General features: G+C 69.3%; 15 protein-coding genes. 5 read left to right on the top strand and 10 right to left on the bottom strand.

Annotated elements, in window-relative coordinates; genetic code table 11:
* Positions 1 to 57 precede the first annotated feature (57 nt).
* Positions 58 to 3,192: a glycoside hydrolase family 3 N-terminal domain-containing protein gene (locus ABZX12_RS18710; RefSeq protein WP_355694616.1), complete on the top strand. Its 3,135-nt coding sequence runs from the start codon at positions 58 to 60 to the stop codon at positions 3,190 to 3,192.
* An 81-nt stretch (positions 3,193 to 3,273) separates the two neighbouring features.
* Here ABZX12_RS18710 and ABZX12_RS18715 read toward each other — a convergent pair whose 3' ends face one another.
* The 3 genes from ABZX12_RS18715 to ABZX12_RS18725 all read right to left on the bottom strand — a co-directional run bounded on the left by ABZX12_RS18715 (position 3,274) and on the right by ABZX12_RS18725 (position 5,543).
* Complete coding sequence (locus ABZX12_RS18715) at positions 3,274 to 3,954, bottom strand: hypothetical protein (RefSeq protein ID WP_355694618.1); 681 nt, start codon at positions 3,952 to 3,954, stop codon at positions 3,274 to 3,276.
* A gap of 67 nt (positions 3,955 to 4,021) precedes the next feature.
* Positions 4,022 to 4,939, bottom strand: coding sequence for a DJ-1/PfpI family protein (locus ABZX12_RS18720; protein WP_355694619.1), 918 nt, complete (start codon positions 4,937 to 4,939; stop codon positions 4,022 to 4,024).
* 4 nt (positions 4,940 to 4,943) lie between these two features.
* Complete coding sequence (locus ABZX12_RS18725; protein ID WP_355694621.1) at positions 4,944 to 5,543, bottom strand: isochorismatase family protein; 600 nt, start codon at positions 5,541 to 5,543, stop codon at positions 4,944 to 4,946.
* A 179-nt stretch (positions 5,544 to 5,722) separates the two neighbouring features.
* Here ABZX12_RS18725 and ABZX12_RS18730 point away from each other — a divergent pair, with 179 nt between their 5' ends.
* Positions 5,723 to 6,964, top strand: coding sequence for an aldose epimerase family protein (locus ABZX12_RS18730; protein ID WP_355694622.1), 1,242 nt, complete (start codon positions 5,723 to 5,725; stop codon positions 6,962 to 6,964).
* Between the two features lie 486 nt (positions 6,965 to 7,450).
* A complete protein-coding gene (locus ABZX12_RS18735) occupies positions 7,451 to 8,653 on the top strand; it encodes a cytochrome P450 (protein WP_355694624.1) in 1,203 nt (400 codons plus the stop codon).
* A 22-nt stretch (positions 8,654 to 8,675) separates the two neighbouring features.
* Here ABZX12_RS18735 and ABZX12_RS18740 read toward each other — a convergent pair whose 3' ends face one another.
* Positions 8,676 to 10,079 (bottom strand): hypothetical protein, encoded by a 1,404-nt coding sequence (locus ABZX12_RS18740; protein ID WP_355694626.1) that lies wholly within the window; start codon positions 10,077 to 10,079, stop codon positions 8,676 to 8,678.
* Between the two features lie 282 nt (positions 10,080 to 10,361).
* Here ABZX12_RS18740 and ABZX12_RS18745 point away from each other — a divergent pair, with 282 nt between their 5' ends.
* Positions 10,362 to 11,765, top strand: coding sequence for a HAMP domain-containing sensor histidine kinase (locus tag ABZX12_RS18745; RefSeq protein WP_355694628.1), 1,404 nt, complete (start codon positions 10,362 to 10,364; stop codon positions 11,763 to 11,765).
* A 6-nt stretch (positions 11,766 to 11,771) separates the two neighbouring features.
* Here the strand turns inward: ABZX12_RS18745 and ABZX12_RS18750 are convergent, their stop codons facing one another.
* Genes ABZX12_RS18750 through ABZX12_RS18770 form a run of 5 tightly spaced genes read right to left on the bottom strand, consistent with a single transcriptional unit; the run spans position 11,772 to position 16,953 of the window.
* Positions 11,772 to 12,686, bottom strand: coding sequence for a PmoA family protein (locus ABZX12_RS18750; RefSeq protein WP_355694629.1), 915 nt, complete (start codon positions 12,684 to 12,686; stop codon positions 11,772 to 11,774).
* Positions 12,687 to 13,793 (bottom strand): Gfo/Idh/MocA family oxidoreductase, encoded by a 1,107-nt coding sequence (locus ABZX12_RS18755; RefSeq protein ID WP_355694631.1) that lies wholly within the window; start codon positions 13,791 to 13,793, stop codon positions 12,687 to 12,689.
* 25 nt (positions 13,794 to 13,818) lie between these two features.
* A complete protein-coding gene (locus tag ABZX12_RS18760) occupies positions 13,819 to 15,123 on the bottom strand; it encodes an extracellular solute-binding protein (protein WP_355694633.1) in 1,305 nt (434 codons plus the stop codon).
* A gap of 20 nt (positions 15,124 to 15,143) precedes the next feature.
* On the bottom strand, positions 15,144 to 16,040 hold the full coding sequence (locus ABZX12_RS18765; RefSeq protein ID WP_355694635.1) for a carbohydrate ABC transporter permease: 897 nt from the start codon (positions 16,038 to 16,040) through the stop codon (positions 15,144 to 15,146).
* Positions 16,030 to 16,953 carry a sugar ABC transporter permease gene (locus ABZX12_RS18770; protein WP_355694637.1) on the bottom strand — a complete coding sequence of 308 codons (924 nt, stop codon included), beginning with the start codon at positions 16,951 to 16,953 and terminating at the stop codon, positions 16,030 to 16,032. The genes ABZX12_RS18765 and ABZX12_RS18770 overlap by 11 nt, the downstream gene beginning before the upstream one ends.
* 212 nt (positions 16,954 to 17,165) lie before the next feature.
* On the opposite strand from ABZX12_RS18770, the gene ABZX12_RS18775 reads away from it, so the two are divergent.
* Complete coding sequence (locus ABZX12_RS18775) at positions 17,166 to 18,914, top strand: hypothetical protein (RefSeq protein WP_355694639.1); 1,749 nt, start codon at positions 17,166 to 17,168, stop codon at positions 18,912 to 18,914.
* Here ABZX12_RS18775 and ABZX12_RS18780 read toward each other — a convergent pair whose 3' ends face one another.
* Positions 18,915 to 20,762: a hypothetical protein gene (locus ABZX12_RS18780; RefSeq protein WP_355694640.1), complete on the bottom strand. Its 1,848-nt coding sequence runs from the start codon at positions 20,760 to 20,762 to the stop codon at positions 18,915 to 18,917. It lies immediately after the preceding gene.
* Positions 20,763 to 20,771 lie beyond the last annotated feature (9 nt).

Genomic DNA, 20,771 nt, shown 5'->3' on the forward strand with positions numbered 1-20,771 from the left:
GTTTGAGAGTCGGGGCCGGACGTGGGCGTGGGGCCCGGGTTCCGGGAGGGAGCGGCCATGCGTGGGTGGCGGCGGGTTGGTGTGGTTGTGGTGGCGGCGCTGGTGGCGGGGATGTTGCCGCTGGAGGCGGTGGCCGATGATCCGGCGCCGGTGACGCTGGCCGCGTTCGAGGGCGCGGAGCCGTTCGCGTCGCCGCCGAACGCGGGGATCTTCACCTGGGGCAGCGACGCGGACGATCCGCCGGCGCTCGAGCTCCAGGCCCGCGCGGACGCGCCGGCCGGCGAGCAGGTGCTGCACGGGACCTACGACATCAGCGGCTGGGGCGGGTTCAGCCACGACGTGACGTACGACGTGAACCCGGGCGACTGGTCGCCGTACAAGGGGATCCGCTTCTGGTGGTACGGGCAGAACACCGCTCCGCTGCCGCCCGGCTCAGGGAAGCGGATCTTCTTCGAAATCAAGGACGGCGGCGCGAACGCCGAGGCGTCGGAGCTGTGGAACACGAGCTTCACCGACGACTGGCAGGGCTGGCACCAGGTCGAGATCCCGTTCAGCGAGCTCGTGTACCGCGGCGACTACCAGCCGGTCGGCGGTATCGACCACGTGCTGAACCTGACGCAGATGTGGGGCTACGCGTTCACGATGCCGGCCGGTTCGCCGGGTGAGTTCGCGATCGACCAGGTCGAGGTCTACGGCAAGGCCGACCCGGCGTTGAAGAACAGTGTGGTCACCGACGCCGATGTCTACCCGATCAAGGAGGGCGGAACCGCGCAGGTGAAGGTCACCGTCGCGACCACCGGCGGCACGCCGCTGGAGGAGCTGGTCACCGTCGCCTACCGGACCGGAGACGGAACCGCCGGCGCCGACGACTACACACCGGTTTCCGGAACGCTCACGTTCCCTGCCGGAACAGTTTCCGGAACGTCGCAGAACGTTTCCGTGACCACCCGGAAAGACAGTTCCGCGGAAGTTGCGGAAACCGTTCCCCTCGAGCTCACGGTGACCGGCGCGAAGGCCCCGCAGACCCAGCCGGTCGTGGTGATCGACGCGCACGACCTGCCGTACCTGGACCGGAAACTCCCGATCCGCAACCGCGTCGACGATCTGCTCGCCCGGATGACGGTGGCCGAAAAGGTCGGCCAGATGACCCAGGCCGAGCGGAACGCGCTGCGGTCCCGTTCCGACATCGCGTCCTACGCGCTCGGCTCACTGCTGTCCGGCGGCGGCTCGGTCCCGACCCCGAACACCCCGGCCGCCTGGGCCGCGATGATCGACACCTTCCAGCAGAACGCGCAGGCCACCCGCCTGCAGATCCCGCTGATCTACGGCGTCGACGCCGTCCACGGGCACAACAACGTGATCGGCGCGACGATCCTCCCGCACAACATCGGGATCGGCGCCACCCGCGACCCGGACCTGGCCCGGCGGACCGGCGAGGTCACCGCGACCGAGGTCCGCGCCACCGGCATCCCGTGGGACTTCGCGCCGTGCGTGTGCGTGGTCCGCGACGACCGCTGGGGCCGTGCCTACGAGGGGTACGGCGAGGACCCGGCGCTGGTCCAGTCGATGGCGACCGTCGTCACCGGGCTCCAGGGCAGGGCCGACGGCAGTCAACTCGCGCGCAACAACCACGTGCTCGCGACCGCGAAGCACTTCGTCGGTGACGGCGGCACGACGTACGGCAGCTCGACGACGGGCTCGTACAAGATCGACCAAGGCATCACGCAGGTCACCCGCCAGCAGTTGGAGGCCATCCACCTCGCACCGTTCAAGACCGCCGTGGACCTCGGCGTCGGCACCGTGATGCCGTCGTACTCGAGCCTGTCCGTCGACGGCGCGACGCCGGTCAAGATGCACGGCAACGGCGAGCTGATCAACGGCGTGCTGAAGCAGCGGATGGGCTTCGACGGGTTCGTGATCAGCGACTGGCAGGCGATCGACCAGCTCCCGGGCGACTACGCGAGCGACATCCGGACGTCGGTCAACGCCGGCCTGGACATGATCATGGTGCCGACCAACTACCAGGGCTTCACCCAGGGCCTGACCGCGGAGATCGAGGCCGGCCGGATCAAGATGCCGCGGATCGACGACGCGGTCCGCCGGATCCTGACCGAGAAGTTCAAGCTCGGCCTGTTCGAGCACCCGTACGCCGACCCGACCAACGCCGCGTCGGTCGGATCGGCCGCCCACCGCGCCGTCGGGCGCGAGGCCGCGGCGAAGTCGCAGGTGCTGCTGAAGAACCAGGGCAATCTGTTGCCCTTGGCATCGACCAGCAAGGTGTACGTCGCAGGCAGCAACGCAGCAGACCTCGGCAACCAGATGGGCGGCTGGAGCATCAGCTGGCAGGGCGGCTCGGGCGCGACCACCACCGGCACGACGATTCTCGACGGGATCAAGCAGATGGTCCCGGACGCGACCTTCAGCGCGGACGCGTCGGCGCCGCTCGCGGGTCACGACGTCGGCGTGGTCGTGGTCGGCGAACGCCCGTACGCCGAAGGGATCGGCGACGTCGGCAACGGCCACGACCTGCTGCTCTCGGCTGCCGACAAGGCGGCCGTCGACAAGGTCTGCGGCGCGATGAAGTGCGTCGTGCTGATCGTGTCCGGCCGGCCGCAGGTCGTCGCCGACCAGCTCGGCGAGATCGACGCGCTCGTCGCCTCCTGGCTTCCGGGGACCGAAGGCGCCGGCGTCGCGGACGTACTGTTCGGCAAGGTCCCGTTCAGCGGCCGGCTGCCGGTCAGCTGGCCGCGCACCGAGGACCAGCAGCCGCTGAACGTCGGCGATACGTCCTACGATCCGCAGTACCCGTTCGGCTGGGGCCTCACCACCCAGGCGGCCGCCCGGCAGGCGTTGGCCGAAGCGCGCGACAGCCTGCTGCGCAAGCACGATCCGTACGCGGTGGCGGCCGCGGCGACGGCGAGCGCCGCGCTCGGGATCCGTGACTGGTCGGGGCCGCAGGCAACTGTTGCGCTGGCCGCGGCCGCCCGGTCAGCCACGTTCCTGGAGCGCACGAAGGCGGACACGTTCGCCGAGGACGACGCGGTCGTCGGCGTGGCCCGCTGGATCGCGCAGAACCACATCGGGCAGAACCTGGACGAGTCCGCGTCGAAGCTCGTCTCCGACGCCGACCACGCCCTCCTCAGCGGTCAGCTCAGTACGGCGGTCGCCAAGCTGGCAGCCGCGGCCAGGTAGTACGAGTGCCGGCCGGGACGGTGACCCCTCATCCGTCCCGGCCGGCACGTCCCCGCCCAGCACCTTCCCCCCGCTGGGCTCCTAGCGGCTGATCTTGGCCGCTGCCTGCCGCGCGAGCTTGTCGAAGTTCGGCGCGGGCACCCCCGGGCCCATCTCGCGGAACGCCAGCACCGAGACGTTGCGGCCCTTGAGCGTGACGGCGTACGGGAACCCGCCCGGCTCGCTGCCCGGGTCGTTCGGCTTCGGGTAGTCGTACCACCGGATCACCCGCGTGACGTCACCCGAGGTGCCCTTCACCACCCGGTTCTCGGTGATCTTCCGCGCGTGCGTCGGCGCGGGCTTGCTGTACGTGCAGCTCTTCAGCGTCGCGATGATCGAGTTGTACGCCGCCCGCGCACTCGCCGCGTTCGCGTACCGGCTGACGTACTGCGCGCCCCACGAGCTCATGTCGTTGCTGAACCCGCGCGCCATCCGCGCCGCGACCCGCTTGCCCTCGGTCGAGGCCGGTCCGCAGTAGGTCCTCGGCAGGATTCCCCTGTCCACCTGCCGAAGCCAACCCGCCCGCGCGTCCGCCTTCCGCACCTCGGCGACGGTCAGCATCTGCGACCGGCTGAGCGCGGTCGCCGACGTCGCGGAGGCCGTCGACGTCGTACCGGCGTCCGCCCCCGGCGCCGCCAGAACGGTGAGTCCCACGGCCAGCACGCCGGCCGCCGCACCGGTCGCAACCACACCCCGGCGCATGCCCCGAGCAACAAACCTCATGTTCCGTCCCCCTCGTCGTCGGTTGTGCACGGGTAGACGTACGGGTTCCGGAAAAAGTTGTTCCGGACTAGACGGAATTCCGGCTGCGCAGGCGGCGGAGCATCCGGGCGTCCTCGAAACCGACGGTCCGGGCGGCGGACTCGACGGTGGCGCCGTGGCCGATCAGGTGTTCGGCCCGCTCCAGCCGCAGGAGCTGCTGGTACCGCAGCGGCGTGAGACCGGTGGAGGCGGTGAAGAGGCGGGTCAGCGTGCGCTCGCTGACGCCGACCTGCCCGGCCAGGTCGGCCAGTGGGAGCCGGTCGGCGTACCGGACGTCGATGACGTCCTGGACGCGGTGTGCCAGATCGTTGAGGTGGTCCCGGTGCCGCAGCATCACGGACTCCTGCAGCTCGTCGCCGTTGCGCCGGGCATAGACGACCATCTCGCGCGCGACCCGCGCAGCTGCCTCGGCGCCCCGGCCGACCGCGACCAGGTGCAGCGCCAGGTCGATCCCGCTGGCGATCCCGGCGGAGGTGATGACGCGGTCGTCCTCGACGTACAGCACGTCACGCACGATGGTCGCCCGCGGGTAGCGGGCGGCCAGTTCGTCGGTCAGGTCGTGGTGGGTGGTGAACCGGCGTCCGTCGAGGAGGCCGGCCCAGCCGAGCGCGTCGGCCCCGGAGCAGACGCTCGCCACCGACCCGCCGCTCGCGTGGTGCGCCCGCAGCCGCTGCCGGAACCCGGACCCGATCGGCGGCTCCGGGGACAGCCGCGGCGACCGCCATCCCGGGACCACGACCAAATCACCCGGCTCGAGCTCCGGCCAGACCGACGAGGTCCGCAACGGCACGCCCTGGGCGGTCGCGATCTCGTCGGATTCGGCCACGTAGAACACGTCGTAGCGGTAGCCGAAGTCGTTCGCGGTCGTGAACACCTGCGCCGGGCCGGCCAGATCGAGCAGATGCAGCTTCGGCACGAGCACGAAGACCACCCGAGTGGGACGCATCCGGTCAGGATGCCACGGGTACGCCGGTGAGCTCGTCGAGGGTCCGGATGGTGGCGAACCGGCCGGCCAGCACGTACTCGGTCCGCTCGACGACCTGCTCCGCGGTGAGGGTCCGCGGATCGGCGAGGATCTCCTCGACGGTCGCCTCGTCGCGGATCGAGGGGTGCGCCAGCGCCATCGTCGCGGTCGCCTCGGAGACGAACACCACGTCGTACCCGAGGTCGGACCCGACCCGCGCGGTGGTCTCACAGCACTGCTCGGTCCGGATGCCGCAGACAACGATTTCGGAAACGCCGTTCTGCGTGAGCACTTGCTGCAGATTCGTTGTGGTGAAGGCGTTGTGTGACGTTTTCCGGATCGTGATTTCCGTCGGCAGCGGTTCGAGACCGTCGATCAGCCGGACGTGCCCGTTGGCGGGGTCGAAGGCGCCGCCGGTCCCCGGTTCGGTGTGCAGCACCCAGACGACGAGGTCGCCGGCCTCCCGGGCCGCCCGCACCAGCCGGTCCACCCGGCCGGCGATGTCGGGGTGGTTCACCAGCTGCCAGTTCGGGCGGACCCGGAACGATTCCTGGACGTCGATCACGATCAGTGCGGTTCGGCTCATGCCCCCAGCATCGCCCGCGCCCGGCACCCGGCTGAAGGCTCGATCGGGGCCGGGACCGGAACGATCCGGTCAGCGCGGAGAGATCGGACGAATTCACACCCTTCCGAACTGTTCCAAACACTGGTCTGGCGTGCTTATCGTGCCCGGGTCTGGTTTCTACAACGATTGAGGGGATTGCGATGCCCGATCACCTGCCCCGCCGCCAGGTCCTGCGGACCGCCGGCGCCCTGGGCCTCGGTGCCGCCGCCGCGGGCGCACTCACCAGCACCGCCCAAGCCGGCCCCGACGCCGCCCGAACCGGTTCGGCCGCTGGTACGCCGGATAGATTGACCGGCATGCGCGGACACCACGGCAAGCTCGAGATCACCAAGGCCCCGTTCGGCACCACACCGGACGGTCAGCAGGTGGACGTGTACACGTTCACCAACGGCCGGGTGACGATCTCGATGCTCACCTGGGGCGCGACGATCCAGCGCGTCGAGACGCCGGACCGCCGCGGCCGGACCACGAACATCAGCCTCGGCTTCGACAACCTGCCCGACTACGCGAAGCTCAGCCCGTACTTCGGCGCCACCATCGGCCGGTACGGCAACCGGATCGCGAAGGGGCGGTTCACGCTCGACGGGACGACGTACCAGATCCCGGTCAACAACGGCGAGAACGCGCTGCACGGCGGCACGATCGGTTTCGACAAGTTGGTCTGGAAGGCCAAGGTCGTGCAGAGCGACAAGGCCGTCGGGGTGGCCTTCACCTACGTCAGCCCGGACGGCGAGATGGGCTTCCCCGGTGAGCTCACCAGCACCGTCACGTACACGCTGGACCGGCGCGACAACCTGCGGATCGACTACCACGCGACGGTCGCCGGCAAGCCGACGATCGTGAACCTCACCAACCACGTGTACTTCAACCTGCTCGGCGAGGGCAACGGCACCATCTACGACCACGTGCTGGAGCTGAACGCGCCGAAGTACACGCCGGTCGACGCGACGCTGATCCCGACCGGCGAGATCGCCCCGGTCGCCGGGACGCCGTTCGACTTCAGCCGGCCGACCGCGATCGGCAAGCGGCTGCGCGGCGACCACCAGCAGCTGATCTTCGGCCGCGGGTACGACCACAACTTCGTCATCGGCGGCGAGCCGGACGACGACGGCCTGCGGCTCGCGGGCCGCTTCTGGGAGCCCGAGCACGGTCGCACGATCGAGGTGCTCACCGACCAGCCGGGCGTCCAGTTCTACAGCGGGAACTTCCTCGACGGCACGTTCCTCGGCATCGGCAACAAGGCCTACCGACAGGGCGACGCGTTCGCGTTCGAGACCCAGCACTTCCCGGACTCGCCGAACCACGCGAACTTCCCGTCCACGGTCCTGCGCCCCGGCGAGACCTACAAGTCCACCACCATCTACTCCTTCGGCACCAAGTAGCCGCCGCGGTACCGCCGTACCTCAGCCTGAATCCGTGGACGAGTCGGCGGTACGGACGGCCGGCCGGGCACACCGCCCCGCCGGAGAACTTTCAGGGGTTCACCTCTGAAAGCGTCCCTTCACCCCTCACCTCAGCGGTTCTCCACCCCTGTTGGGGGTTCTTCGCTCGGATACCAGCAGAGAACCCCCAACGCGACCGAACAACCCCTTGGGATTGCCGGTGCTGCTCAGCCGGCTGACAGGTGCCACCCGGCCAATCCACGGATCCAGGCTCAAAGGTCCGCGCCGTAAGTTCCGCGGTGAGGCACGCCCGGGTGGATGTGCACTCTGCACAGGAGGTACCGGACCTTACCTAGTGCACCTCAGCGCGAGGCGTACACCGTCTCTCGGTGCACTACCTGTCGAGCTTGCACGCACCGGCGCCGACACGCCGCAGACACACCGGGATCCGAAGCAAGGGTTACCTAAGTTGCCTAGGGTCGGGGTATGACTGAGCCGGTCTTGCAGATTCCGTTCGAGGACGCGTTTCGGTTCGATCCGTCGCCGACGTTCGCCGCGTTGCGGGAGAACCGCCCGGTGGCGCGGGTGCGGACGCTGGCCGGCGCCGAGGTCTGGCTGGTCACCCGGTACGACGACGTGAAACTGGTGCTCGCCGATCCGCGCTTCTCGCGCGCCGCGGTGGTGAAGCAGGGAGCTCCCCGGGTCGCGCTGGCCACACCGATGCCGAACAGCCTGACCACCACCGACCCCCCGGAGCACAGCCGGCTCCGACGATTGGTGGTGCCAACGTTCGCGCACCGGAAGATCGAGCAGACCCGGCCGTGGGTCGCGGAGCTGTCCGCACAGCTCGCCGAGGACGTGGCCCAGGTCGGTGACGGCGCCGACATCCGGCAGCTGGTGGCGCTGCCGTTGCCGATCCAGGTGATCTGCCGGCTGCTCGGCGTGCCGTACGCGGACCGTGAACAGTTCCGGGAGTGGACCGAGCTCGGGTACAGCATGAAGATGGCCGAGAAGGATCTGGTCGAGGACGCGATGACCAACCTGACCGCGTACATCGAGGACCTGGTCACCAAGAAGCTCGCGAACACCGACCAGCCCGCCGAGGACCTGCTCGACGAACTCGTCCGCGCCCGCGCGGAGGGCGACCGGCTCAGCCAGGACGAGCTGATCGCGTTCGGCGTGAACCTGCTCGTCGCCGGGCACGAGACCTCGGCGAACCAGATATCCAGCTGCGTCGCCACCCTGCTGCGCCGGCCGGAGAACTGGGCGCGGCTGGTCGAGGAGCCCGGGTTGATCCCGTCCGCGATCGAAGAGCTGCTGCGGTTCAACCGGTTCAGCGAGGTCGGGCAGCTCCGCGTCGCGGTCGAGGACATCGAACTGCACGGCGTACGCATCAAGGCGGGTGACGGCGTGATGGCCGCGCTCAACTCCGCGAACCGGGACCCGCGGACGTACGACGCGCCCGATGAGCTGCGGCTGGATCGGCCGGACAACAAGCACCTGTCGTTCGGCTTCGGTCCGCACTTCTGCCTCGGCGCACAACTGGCGCGGATCGAGCTGCAGGAGTCGCTGGCGGCCCTGGTCCAGAGGTTTCCGCGGATGAGCCTCGCGAAGCCGGCCGAAGAGCTCGAGTGGCGGCGCGTGCTGGTCAGCGGTCTCGCAGAACTGCCGGTGAACCTCAACTTGTGAGGTCCACCGGCAGCTCGATGAATCAGTTCTGCGAGGCGAACACGACTCCGTGCTCGGTCTCGTACTGCTCGATGAACCGCGCGGCCATCGGCTCGCTGGACGCGATCGCGTCGGCCAGCGTCTTCGCGCTGCGCTCGCGACCTGCAGGCCAGTCGGCCAGCAGCGCGTAGGCCCGCATCCGCTTCTTCTCCAGCGCCGTCGGCTCCGGCTTGTCCTCCTCCGGCTCCGGCTCGGCCTTCTGGACGACGACGGGCGCCGGGTCCGGCAGGACCGGCTCGACCTTCGGGGTGGTGATCAGCGCGGGGGGCTGCGGGTCCGCCGGCCCCGCGAACGGCGACGGCGGCTTCGGCTTCTCCACCATCGGCTCGGCCTTCGGCTGCGGCGCGAACGGCTTCAGCTTCCCGTTCACGGCACCGTTGCCGTTGACCACGTGCTGCGGCTCGCCGGCGTCCTCGACCACGACCGCTTCGGCGACCGACTCGTCGGTGTCCGGTCCCTGGTCGACGATCGCCATCAGCTCACCGGTCCACGCGTCGTCGTCGCGCAGTCCGACGCCGGTGCTGTCCGCACGCCGCGGCTGCCCGCCCTCCAGCACCCAGACGGCCGCCGGTACGGCGGGACGTTCCTCGGGCTGCTCCGGCGGCGGCGAGATCGCCTTGGTCAGCTTGTTGGTGATGACCTCGTAGTTGATCCGCTCCTCGAGCATCCCGGCCAGCCGGTCCGGGTCGTACGTCGTCTCGGCGATCTTCGCCAGCCGCTCGTCCTGGTGCTCGGACCGGATGTATTCGGCAACGGTCCCGGCGATCGCCTCGCGGCGGCTGCGGTTGCGGATCTGGTGCTGCGCAGCGCGCAGGCTCTCGTAGAGGGAGTAGCCGTGCTCGATCGCGAGCGAGCGCGCGAGCCAGGTCGTCTTCGGCTCGCGGATCCACTGCACGATGCCGTACACCGGACCGGTGTCGCGCATCTGGCCCGCGCGACGCAACGCGTCCCGGCGCCGGGCCGAGCTGTGGATCAGCCAGAGCACGTAGGCGAACGCGGACAGGCCGCCGAAGCCGAAGGCCAGGAACCGCTCCTCCGGACGCCAATGGCCGACCACATTGAAGACGACCGCGACGAGCGCCGCGAAGAACGACATCGCCCGGTACGCGTAGGCCTGCTCGCCCTTGCGGCGGCGCAGGTCCGCGAGCGCCGCGGTGGCCACGCCACCGAGCTCGAGCACCGCGACCGCGGGCGTGACGAGGACGATCTTGAGCAGGGTCGAGAAGCCGCTGTCCGGCCACGGGATATGGGTCACGCCGGCCCAGACCTGGCCGACCAGCGCCGCGGCAGCCGCGGTCGCGTAGAAAGCGTAGGCGACTTTGTCCGCACCGGTGAGGGGTACGTTGACCAGTTCGCCAGTACTGGTTGTGCTGGTGTTCTCCTGCAAGACGTGCACTCCTGACCGGTTTGGGCTCTCCGGCAGTTCGTCGGGTGGGTGGTACGGCGGCCCCCATAGCGCGCTGCACGAGGCTACCGGTTTCCGGCCCCGAAAGGGGAGGCGAATCCGGAAACGTCTCGAACCTCCCCGTTCCGGTCCCAGTTCTAACCTATGAATTCTTTGCGGAACAGATTTATTGACGAAGCAGGAAATTACCCTGGCTTCGCGGTTCACAGCAAGATGACAGGAAACGTGCAGCGGGTCCGAGGGCCGGCCGCAGATCCTGGGAGCATGAGGGTCGCGGCGCGTTCGTTGAGTGTGCGGGTCGCGGCGGCGATGGTGGCGCTGGTCGCGGTGGTGAGCATCGTGATCGGCGTACTGACGACCGCCGCGATCGGTTCGTACCTGACCGGACAGCTCGACGGCAAGGTGATGGCAGCGCAAGGGCGCGCCATGGGCGCGTTGAAGAACGGCTCGTGGGGACCACCACCTGACGCGCCGCACGGGCAGGACGCCGGCACGGTGACGGTCTACGCGCAGGGCGACAATGCCGCCGGGACAGTCGTCACTGCCGAAGGCAACGTCACCGACCTCACCGACGTGGTCGTCGGCAAGCTCGACAACCTCGCGGCCGGTCGGAGCAGCACGGTCGACCTGCCCGGCCTCGGCGAGTACCGGGTGCGCGCGGCGAACCTCGACCAGGTCACCGTGATCACCGGGCTGCCGACCAAGGACATCCAGGACACGATCAACAGCCTGATCGGGTGGGAGGCGTTGTTCGGCGGGATCGGCGTCCTCACCGCGGGCGGCGTCGCCGTGTTCGTCGTACGACGTCAGTTGCGGCCGCTGCGCCGCGTCGCGCAGACGGCCCGCGAGGTGGCGGCGCTACCGCTCGACACCGGCGAGATCGGCGTGACCGCCCGGGTACCCGACCAGCTCACCGACGAACGGACCGAGGTGGGACAGGTCGCCGTCGCGCTCAACACGTTGCTCGGGCACATGGAAGGCGCGCTGGACGCCAGGCACCGCAGCGAGCAGCAGGTCCGCCAGTTCGTCGCGGACGCGTCGCACGAGCTGCGGACGCCGCTGACGACGATCCACGGTTACGCCCAGCTGAGCCTGCGCCAGCGTGATCCCGAGCTGTTCGCGCACGCGATGGGCAAGGTGATGGTCGAGACCACCCGGATGGCGTCGCTGGTCGAGGACCTCCTGCTGCTCGCCCGCCTGGACGCCGGCCGGCCGCTCGACAGCCGCCCGGTCGACCTGTCGAGGCTCGCCCAGGACGCGGTCACCGACGCCCGGATCGTTGCCCCCAGCCACCATTGGGAGCTGGACCTGCCTGCCGAGCCGATCGTCGTCGTCGGCGACGAGCAACGCCTGCACCAGGTCCTCGCCAACCTCCTGACGAACGCGCGCCGGCACACCCCACCCGGCACCACCGTCACCGTCACGGCCGGCCGCAGCGACCGCTCCGCCTTGCTCACCGTCCACGACGACGGCCCAGGCATCGCCGCCGACCTGCTGCCCAACGTCTTCCAGCGCTTCACCCGAGCCGACACCGCCCGAACGCGCGCCAGCGGCGGCACCGGCCTCGGCCTGTCCCTGGCCCGATCCATCACCGAGGCTCACAACGGCACCCTGACCCTGAGCTCGGCCCCGGGCAGCACCAGCTTCACGCTGGCGTTGCCGGCGTGAGGCGGATCAGCTCGCGGCGAGTGCCTTGGTGGCCTGGGCCGCGAGGGTAGTGGCGCGGTTGTCGTCGGAAAGGCCGTCGGCTATCAGGACCGCGTAGCGCAGCCGGAGGGTGTCGCCGGCGGGGAACGGGAGCTCCTCGGAGAAGAACGGGGCGGGACAGACCGCCGCGAAGTCCTCCGAGCGGACGAACCACTCCGGTGGATGGCGAACGTTGTCGGCGGCGTCGGCGACGATGATCGTCGACGCGGTGTCGGTCTCGTCCTGGCGGGCGGTGAAGCCCATCCACGGCGCGCGCTGACCGCGGAGCTCGTCGCGGCCGCCGCCCTGCGGGGCGAGGACGGTGCCGTTGGTGAACGCCCGCGGCCCGCGCCAGAACAGTCCGCCGTACCCGGCGTTCGGGCGGCCCGCGGTGGTCGGGCTGCCGATCTGGATCGTCGCGCCGGACACGTTCGTCATCGCGGTCTCGTAGACCAGCACCCAGCCGTCGTCCGCGAGCCGCGCGGTGATCGTGCGGGACTCGCCGACGACGTGCTCGCCGCTCTGCCGATGCCACGACAGGTGGTGCGCGAACCGGACCTGATCGTCGGACACGTCCAGCGCGTCGACCCGGTCGTGCTCCTGCGAGCCGTTGTTGTCGCGCGGCTGATACCCGTCCTGCTGCGCGTACGTCGGCCCGCCCCAGAAGTTGTCGTGCCCGAAGTGCGGCAGCGACCAGGACAGGCCCTTGTGCCAGAGGTGGTCCCACGGGCGGTAGACGCTGACCAGGTCACCGGTCAGCGTGCGGATCGGGTGGAAATACGGCCGCGGCGACTCGTACTGCGGGTCGTCCGCGTTGTAGACATAGGTGAACAGCTCGCCGCCGCCCGCCGTCACCTGGATCGACCGGTTGACGGCGTGGTTGCAGCCGAGTTTCTGCGACATTCAGCTCTCCCGTTGTTGGGTCCAGGGCGCCCCGATCTCGCTGAACAGCGCCAGCTCGTCCGCGGCCCGGTCGATCCATTGCTCGACGTCGAGGAGGATCGGCCGGCGCTCGAGTCCTTCGCCCTCCCAGCGCACCAGCTCCGGCGCGATCGGCGCCGGGTCCGGGGCCGTGCGAACCGCCTCGACCACGCGGGTGAAACCGCCCGTCGCGGCCAGCGGCACGTACAGCGGCACCGAGGGGTCGGCTCGGTGCGCGAGCAGGTTCTCCAGCAGGTCGGCCCGGCCGTACTTCGTGTCGCCGATCAGATCCGACTGGTACGTGAGCACCGCGCGGCCCTCCGATCCGTGCACGATCACCGTCGCCTCGAGGTGCTCCACCGCGCACAACGTGACCGCGATCAGGATCGGCGTACCGCGCGCGGTCGTGATCCGCACCGACGAGGTGTCGTCGGACTCGATCGGGTTCGCCCGGTACAGCTCGGTCTCGATCGACCGTACGTCGTCCACGCCGGTCGAACCGTCCAGCAGCAGGGCCGCCGCGGTCGCGTGTGCGAGCGGGTTGGTCACCGCGCCGTCGACGACATCGACGCCGTCGAGCCGCCGCTTGCCGGACCAGCGCGCGCGCTGGAAGTACCGCGCCGTCCGCACCCACTTCCCCACCGCGCTGATCCCGCGGATCTCGCCGAGCTGCCCCTCGGCCATCATCGCCGCGAGCTTCAGCGTGGCCTCCGACGCCTGCGCCTGGAACCCGACCTGCAGCGCCCGCCCGGTCTCGGCCACCACCGCGGACAGTTGCTCGAACTCTGCCATCGACGCCGTCGGCGGTTTCTCCAGCAGGACGTCGGCGCCGGCGCGCATCGCCAGCTCGGCCAGTGGAACGTGCGTCTGGATCGGCGTACAGATCACCACGACGTCGACCTCGGTCGCCGCCAGCAGCTCGTCCAGGCCGCCGAAGACCCGGACGCCCGGCGGCAGGTCGCCGCCGCCACGGGGATCGGCGACCGCCACCAGCTCGGCCCGGCCGGCCTGCGCCAGCCGGGCGACGTTACGGACATGGGAGGCGCCGTGGCCGTGGATTCCCAGCACGGCCACGCGGGCCCCCGTCATCGGCAATCAGTTGCCGTCAGCAACACTACTTGAGCTCCCCGTTGACCTCGTCCAGGAAGGCCTTGGCGGCCGCGTCGGGCGCCTGCCGGCCGAACAGCACCTCGGTGGTGTACCGCTGGATGATCTTCTCCACCTGGCCACCGCCGACCGGCGGGGCCGGCGAGGGGTCACCGAGGTCCTTGCCGATGTCCTGGATGAACTTCGCGGACGCGGCGTCGGCCGGCTTCAGCTTCGACGCCACCGCGGAGCGGATCTCGGTGTTCGGCGGCACGCCCCGCTCGGCCAGCAGGACGTCACCGGCAGCGGTGCTGTTGGCCAGGTAGTTGACGAACTCCGCGGCCTCCTTCTGGTGCTTCGAACGGGCCGAGATCGACCAGAACATCGAGCCCTTGTAGTACGAGCCGTTGTCGGCGGCCTTGCCGTCGGAGCTCGGGATCCGCAGCAGTTTCAGCTGCTGGCCGGTCGCCTTGCTGAAGGCGTTCAGCTGGTTGCTCCAGATGAAGCTCATCGCCAGTTTTCCGGTCGCGAACGCGGACTGGTCGAGCGAGGCGTTCATGTCCTGCGAGATCGCCTCGGCCGACGGGATCGCCTTCGCGTCACGCAACTTCAGGATGTACTTGAAGAAGTCGGTGGTCTTCTCCGGCGAGACGCCGAGCTTGCCGTCCTTCGTCCACAGCGACTCGCCGTTCTGCCGGGCCCACAGGTTCAGGCCCGCCTCGTTGCTGCCCAGCGTGCCGGTCCCGGTGATCTTGCCGCCGGTCTTGGTGGTGATCTCCGCGGCGATCCGGGCGAAGTCGTCCCAGGTCCATGTGGTGTCGTCCGGGATCGCCACACCGGCGGTCTTGAAGGCGGCCGGGTTGACGACCACCGCGAACGAGTTGATGCCGGCGTTCAGCCCGTACAGGCCGCCGTCGAACTCGCCGGCGCCGAGCGTGTCCGGCTCGAACTTGCCGGTGTCCAGGCCCTGCGCCTTCTTCAGGTCGAGCAGCGCGCCGCGGTCGGCGTACTCCCGCAGGTACTTCTCGTCCATCTGGATGATGTCCGGAGCGTCGTTCGCCGCGACCGTGGTGGCGAGCTTGTCCCAGTAGCCGGACCACTCGCCGAACTCACCCTTGATCGTGACGTTCGGATGGTCCTTCTGGTACGCGTCGATCACCTGCTGGGTGAGCTTGGTCCTGGTGTCCGATCCCCACCAGGTGAATCGGAGCGTGACCTTGCCGCCGGCGTCGGACGACCCGCCCGGGCCGCCGGAGTCGCCGCCGCAGGCGCTTGCCGCCAGCAGCGTGGTGGCCAGCGCCAGGGCCGTCAGGGCGCGTGGGATGTGCCTCATGAAGTGCACCTTTCGGGGAGTTACTTGATGCCGGTGGTCGCGATGCCCTTGATCAGGAACCGCTGGCCCAGCAGGAAGGCGAGGAAGACCGGGACGAGGGAGACGACCGACATCGCGAACATCGATCCCCACGACGAACTGGAGGTCGAGTCGACGAACGACCGCAGCGCGAGCGGAACCGTGTACATGTGCGGGTCGGTCAGGTAGATCAGCTGGCTGAAGAAGTCGTTCCAGGTCCAGATGAACGTGAAGATCGTCGTGGTGGCCAGGGCCGGCACCATCAGCGGCAGGATGATCCGCAGGAAGATCGAGGCCTTGCCGCAGCCGTCGATCCGGGCGGCCTCGTCCAGCTCGCGCGGGATGCCGCGGATGAACTGCACCATCAGGAACACGAAGAACGCGTCGGTGGCCAGCAGCTTCGGCACGACCAGCGGCAGCACCGTGTTGATCCAGCCCAGGTTCGAGAACAGGATGTACTGCGGCACGATCACCACGTGGATCGGCAGCATGATGCTGAGCAGCATGATCGCGAACCAGAACTTCTTCGCGGTGAACTCCAGCCGGGCGAACGCGTACGCGGCCATCGAGCAGGACACCAGGTTGCCGAGGATCGAGCCGAGCACCACCAGCGCCGAGTTCAGCAGGTAGCGGGTGAACGGCTCGGTGAGCGCGTGCCAGCCGACCCGGTAGTTCTCGATCCGCAGGTCCTTCACCAGGAGCCCCGGGTCGCGGAAGATCTCGTTGCCCGGGCGCAGCGAGCTGACCACCATCCAGATCACCGGGTACAGCATCACCAGCGCGGAGCCGGCCAGCACGACGTGAATCACCAGCGGCCGGATCCGGGACCAACTGACGGCCGCGGACCGGCGGGTGGCGACGGTGCGGGTCAGCGTCTCGGTCGTCGTCTCAGTCGTCATAGAACACCCAGTACTTCGAGGCGAAGAAGTTCGCGGCGGTGAAGACCCCGATGATCACGAGCAGGAACCACGCCATCGCGGAGGCGTAGCCCATGTCGAAGTTCCCGAAGCCCCGGTCGTAGAGGTACAGCGTGAAGAACATCGTCGAGTCCGACGGCCCGCCGCTGCCCCCGGAGACGACGAACGCCTGGGTGAACGACTGGAACGCGTGGATGATCTGCAGCACCAGGTTGAAGAAGATGATCGGCGTCAGCAGCGGCAGCGTGATGCTGAAGAACCGCCGCAGGACGCCGGCGCCGTCGACCGACGCCGCCTCGTAGTACATCGTCGGGATCTGCCGCAGCCCGGCCAGGAAGATCACCATCGGCGACCCGAACGTCCAGACGTTCAGGACGACGAGCGTGCCGAGCGCGGTGCTCGGGTCGGAGATCCAGCCCTTGCCCTCGATGCCGACCAAGTCCAGCACCTGGTTGAGCAGGCCGGTGGTGCCGAACACCTGCCGCCAGAGGATCGCGATCGCGACACTCGAGCCGAGCAGCGACGGCAGGTAGAACACCGAGCGGTAGAACGCCATCCCGCGGACGCCACGGTCGAGGACGACGGCCAGCAGCAGCGCGATCGCCAGCTGCAGCGGCACCGAGACGAACACGTAGGTGAAGGTCACCCGCAGCGAGTTGTGCAGCCGCTCGTCGGACAGCATCCGGGTGAAGTTCTCCAGGCCGATCCACTTCGGCGCCTGGATCAGGTTGTAGTCCGTGAAGGACAGGTACAGCGAGGCCAGCATCGGCCCGATCGTGATCAGGAACAGACCCAGCAACCACGGCGCCAGGAACAGGTAGCCGGCCAGATTGTCCTTCTTCTGACCTGCCGGTTTCTTGCCCCGCAGACTGCCCAGCTCACCCAGCGCACTCATGGTCACCTCTCTTCCGTCCCCGTCGGCCTCCGGCCCGACGCTTAGGAAAGCGCTTGCCTTGGCCGGTCAAGCTAGTACAAGAAACCGGTTCCCGCAAGGGTTCACCGACGAAGGGAACGGCCGGACCCGGACCGATTGCGAGCTATTGACAGGACAAAGTTCCGGCGCGACAGTTCTGAGCATTTGGCAACCGCTTACCGACGGAGATCCCGATGCTGCGACGTACTTTTCTCACCGGTTCGCTGACCACGGTCGCGCTCGGCGCGCTGCATCCAGGTGCGGCTCGTGCTGAGGTGGCAGCCGTGGACGAGGACTTCCTGACCCTGCTCACCGAGGCGAACCGGAAACAGATTCCGATCGTGCTCGGCAACTTTCAGAACGTTTCCGACAGTGTCCGGACCGTGGCCCGCAAGGCCCGCCGGCTGGTTTCCGGCTATGCCTGGGGACGGTCGCCGTACCATCACGACGCCACGCTCCTCGAGCCGCTGGCCTGGCTCGTGGACCAGCTGGCCGCGCGACAGCACGAGGACGGCCTGTACGACGTCGGCAACCTGCACTCGCCGCCGGACAGCGCTTTCGCGATCCAGGACGTGTGCATGCTGTACGCGCTGCTCGACGCGGACGGCCGGCCCGAGACCGCGTCGATGCGCGCGACGCTGGCCTCGGTGATCAAGAAGGCCGGACCCGCGCTGGCGTCCGGCGGCGTGCACACGCCCAACCACCGGTGGGAGGTGTCCGCGGCGCTGGCCAGGGCGCACCACCTGTTCCCGGACCGGCGGTATGCGGCGCGGATCGACGACTGGCTCGACGAGGGCATCGACGCGACCCCGGACGGGATCTACAGCGAGCGCAGCTCGACGTACGCCTCCGAGGTGACGAACCCGTGCCTGCTGACGATCGCCTGGCTGTACGACAAGCCCGCCCTGCTCGACTACGTGCAGCGGAATCTCGACGTCACGCTGTACCTGCTCGAGCCGAACGGCGAGGTGGACACGACCGCGTCGCGCCGGCAGGACCAGAAGGGCATCCGCGACGTCTGGTGGTACCTGACGCAGTTCCGCGAGCTGGCGCTGCACACCGGAGACGGCCGGTTCACGACCGTTGCCAAGAGCATCGAGGCGCGCGGGACCGGTGAACTCGGGGATTTCCTCGCCGAGGTGCTGGAGCGGCCGGAGCTGTCCGCGGTGCTGCCGACCGCGACCCCGGCGCCCACGGACTTCGTGCAGCACTACCCGTCGCAGGCCTCGGTGCGGATCCGCCGCGAGGCTCGGACGGCAACCGTTTTCGGCGGCACCGACTTCCACGACATCCCGGTGATCTCGTCGGGTCTGTCGACGAACCCGACCTTCTTCAAGCTCCGCAACGGTGCGGCGATCCTCGACTCGGTCCGGTTGTCACCGCAGTTCTTCAGCACCGGGCATTTCCGCAGCGCGGGACTCCGGCGTACGGCGCCCGGTACGTTCAAGCTGCAGCAGGAGGTGAAGGTCCCGTACCACCTGCCACTCCCGAAGCGCTATCGCCGGGCGGACGGCCGCTACGCACTCACTCCTGACGGCCGTTTCTACGCATCCATGGACTTTCCGCACCGCCCCAAGCAGTACCGGGCGCTGCGGACCGAGATCACTGTCGCCGAGGTTCCGTCCGGCTACGACCTGACGTTCGACTTCGCCGGAGACGAGACCGGCTACGCCGTCGAGCTCTGCTTCCGTCCCGGCGGCACGCTGACCGGCGTGGACCAGTTGGATGCTGCAGGCAACTACCAGCTGGCGTCGGGGACCGGCAGCTACACCGTCGGCACGGACCGGATCGAGTTCGGCCCGGGCAACGGCGCCGCCCGGGTCGCGATGGATCCGGGCGAGCGCTACACCTATCTGGGCGGCAGCCTCACCCCGGACGGCCTCCGCGTGTACCTGACCGGCCGGACACCGGGGCGTCAGGTGCTCCGGCTGCGCACATCCTGATCAGGCGGTCCGCACGACGGTTTCCAGCAAGCCGTCGTGCGGAATCCGCAGTACGTGGACGCGCCGCCGCTGGTCCCGCAGATACGTCCGCGACGACGCGCTGAGCGTCGCCGGACGGCGTGCCGACCAGGTGATCGTGATCGTGGCCGCACCCCGGCGGATCACGAGGCCGTCGGCGGTCGCCGTCCGCGTCTCGCCGTACGGCACGACGGTGCCGTCCGAGAACACGACCTCGTCGCCCGGCTGCAGCACCAACGGGATCTGCTCGGTCGCGGCGCCCGTCGCGGTGACCCGGCGGCTGACCGAGTGGGAGCCGACGACGAGCTCCGTCGACACCGAGGCGTCCGGCGTGCGGTAGCGGACCAGGTCCTTCGACGGGTACTCCGCGACCAGGTTGGTCTCGGCATCGGCCTTGCCGTCGCGGACCGTGCCCCAGCAGCCGGTCGCGGTCTGCTGCGCGTGGATCACGGTGCCGGCTGCCGGGTGCCACAGGAACCCGGTCCCGGCCTTCACGGCGCCGCCCTGCCGCTCCCCGAAGAACGCGCCGAGGTACAGACCGGGCCGGCGGACGTAGAGGTAGTCCTGGTTGCCGTCGTTCTCGTGGCGGCGCTCGGTGAAGTTGTCGCGGCTCAGGTACGGGATGTTCGCGATCGCGGCGCGTTTGGCGGACCGGGTCGGCAGCGTCTCGCCGTACGGCGCGTGCGCGATGATCCGCGGCGACGTGTCCTGCTTGGCCAGGGCCGGCACCGGCGCCGGGTCGGCGGCCCACGCCTGGCGGGTCGCGGCCTTGTCCTCGCGGGAGGTGAAGAACGCCCCGAGGTTCGGGACCGCGGGGACGAAGTGCGAGCCGAGGATGCTCCGGTCGGGGTCCGGGATCACGTCGTCGTAGTAGGCGACCGAGGTCCGGTCGGAGACCGCGTAGTACGTCAGCCAGCCGGAGCCGTCGGGCTCGCGGAGCAGGTTGTACCCGAACCAGTCGGCGAACTTGCGCGTCATCGAGACGAGCAGCGGGTTCCTGGTCTGCAGATAGAGCTCGGCCAGCTCCGGCAGCATGACCTCGAAGTTGTAGTTGATGTCCATGCCGCGCGGGTCGTAGAAGAACCCGGCCGGGCTCTGCGCCCACTTCGCGACGAACCGGATCCGGTCCTGCAGCTTGAGCCACCGGGCCTGGTCGGGCAGCAGCCGCAGCGTCAGTGCCGAGCCGGCCACTCCGGCGACGGCCTGGTTCGTGTACTCGAACGGGTCGTCCCAGACGACCGAGTTGCCCGGGTCCAGGTACCAGTCGACGCCCTTGCGCAGGGCACCTTCCAGCTGGGTCCGCCGGGCCGGCAAGGCGTTCGCCTGGCGCAGATTGGCCAGTGTCTTGGCCAGGTAGCCGATTCCGAAACCGCTGGACGCTTTTCCGCGCTCGCCTGGGGAGTACTCCGGCCACGAACCGTCCGGGTTCTGCAGACCCAGGTAGTGCTGCAGCGCCGCGTCGAGCCGGCCGAGGAGTGCGCTGTCGCGGTAGTACGGGTTCCAGGCTCGTTGGTTGGCGTAGAACCAGCTGAGCGTGAAAACGTGTTCCTGGACCCGGGAGTTGTACGGCTGGGCCGGCGTCCGCCACCAGCCGCCGCCCATGAAGCCGTACGGGTCGGTGTCGACGATGTCGTTCGTCATCGGCGCGAGGATCACCAGGTACCCCGCGAACCGCTGCTCGCCGGGCGTGAACAGCCGCCGGTCCGGCGCGCCGGCCGGCAGACCCGCCAGCAACGGCAGCCCAGCAGCACGGGCCGGGGCGGCCGTCACAGCGGGGACCAGACCGGCGCCGACGGCACCGAGCAGCACGGTACGACGTTTGACGTGCATGAGTGAGCT

The organism is Kribbella sp. NPDC003505, assembly GCF_040610875.1.
Classification (GTDB): Bacteria; Actinomycetota; Actinomycetes; order Propionibacteriales; family Kribbellaceae; genus Kribbella.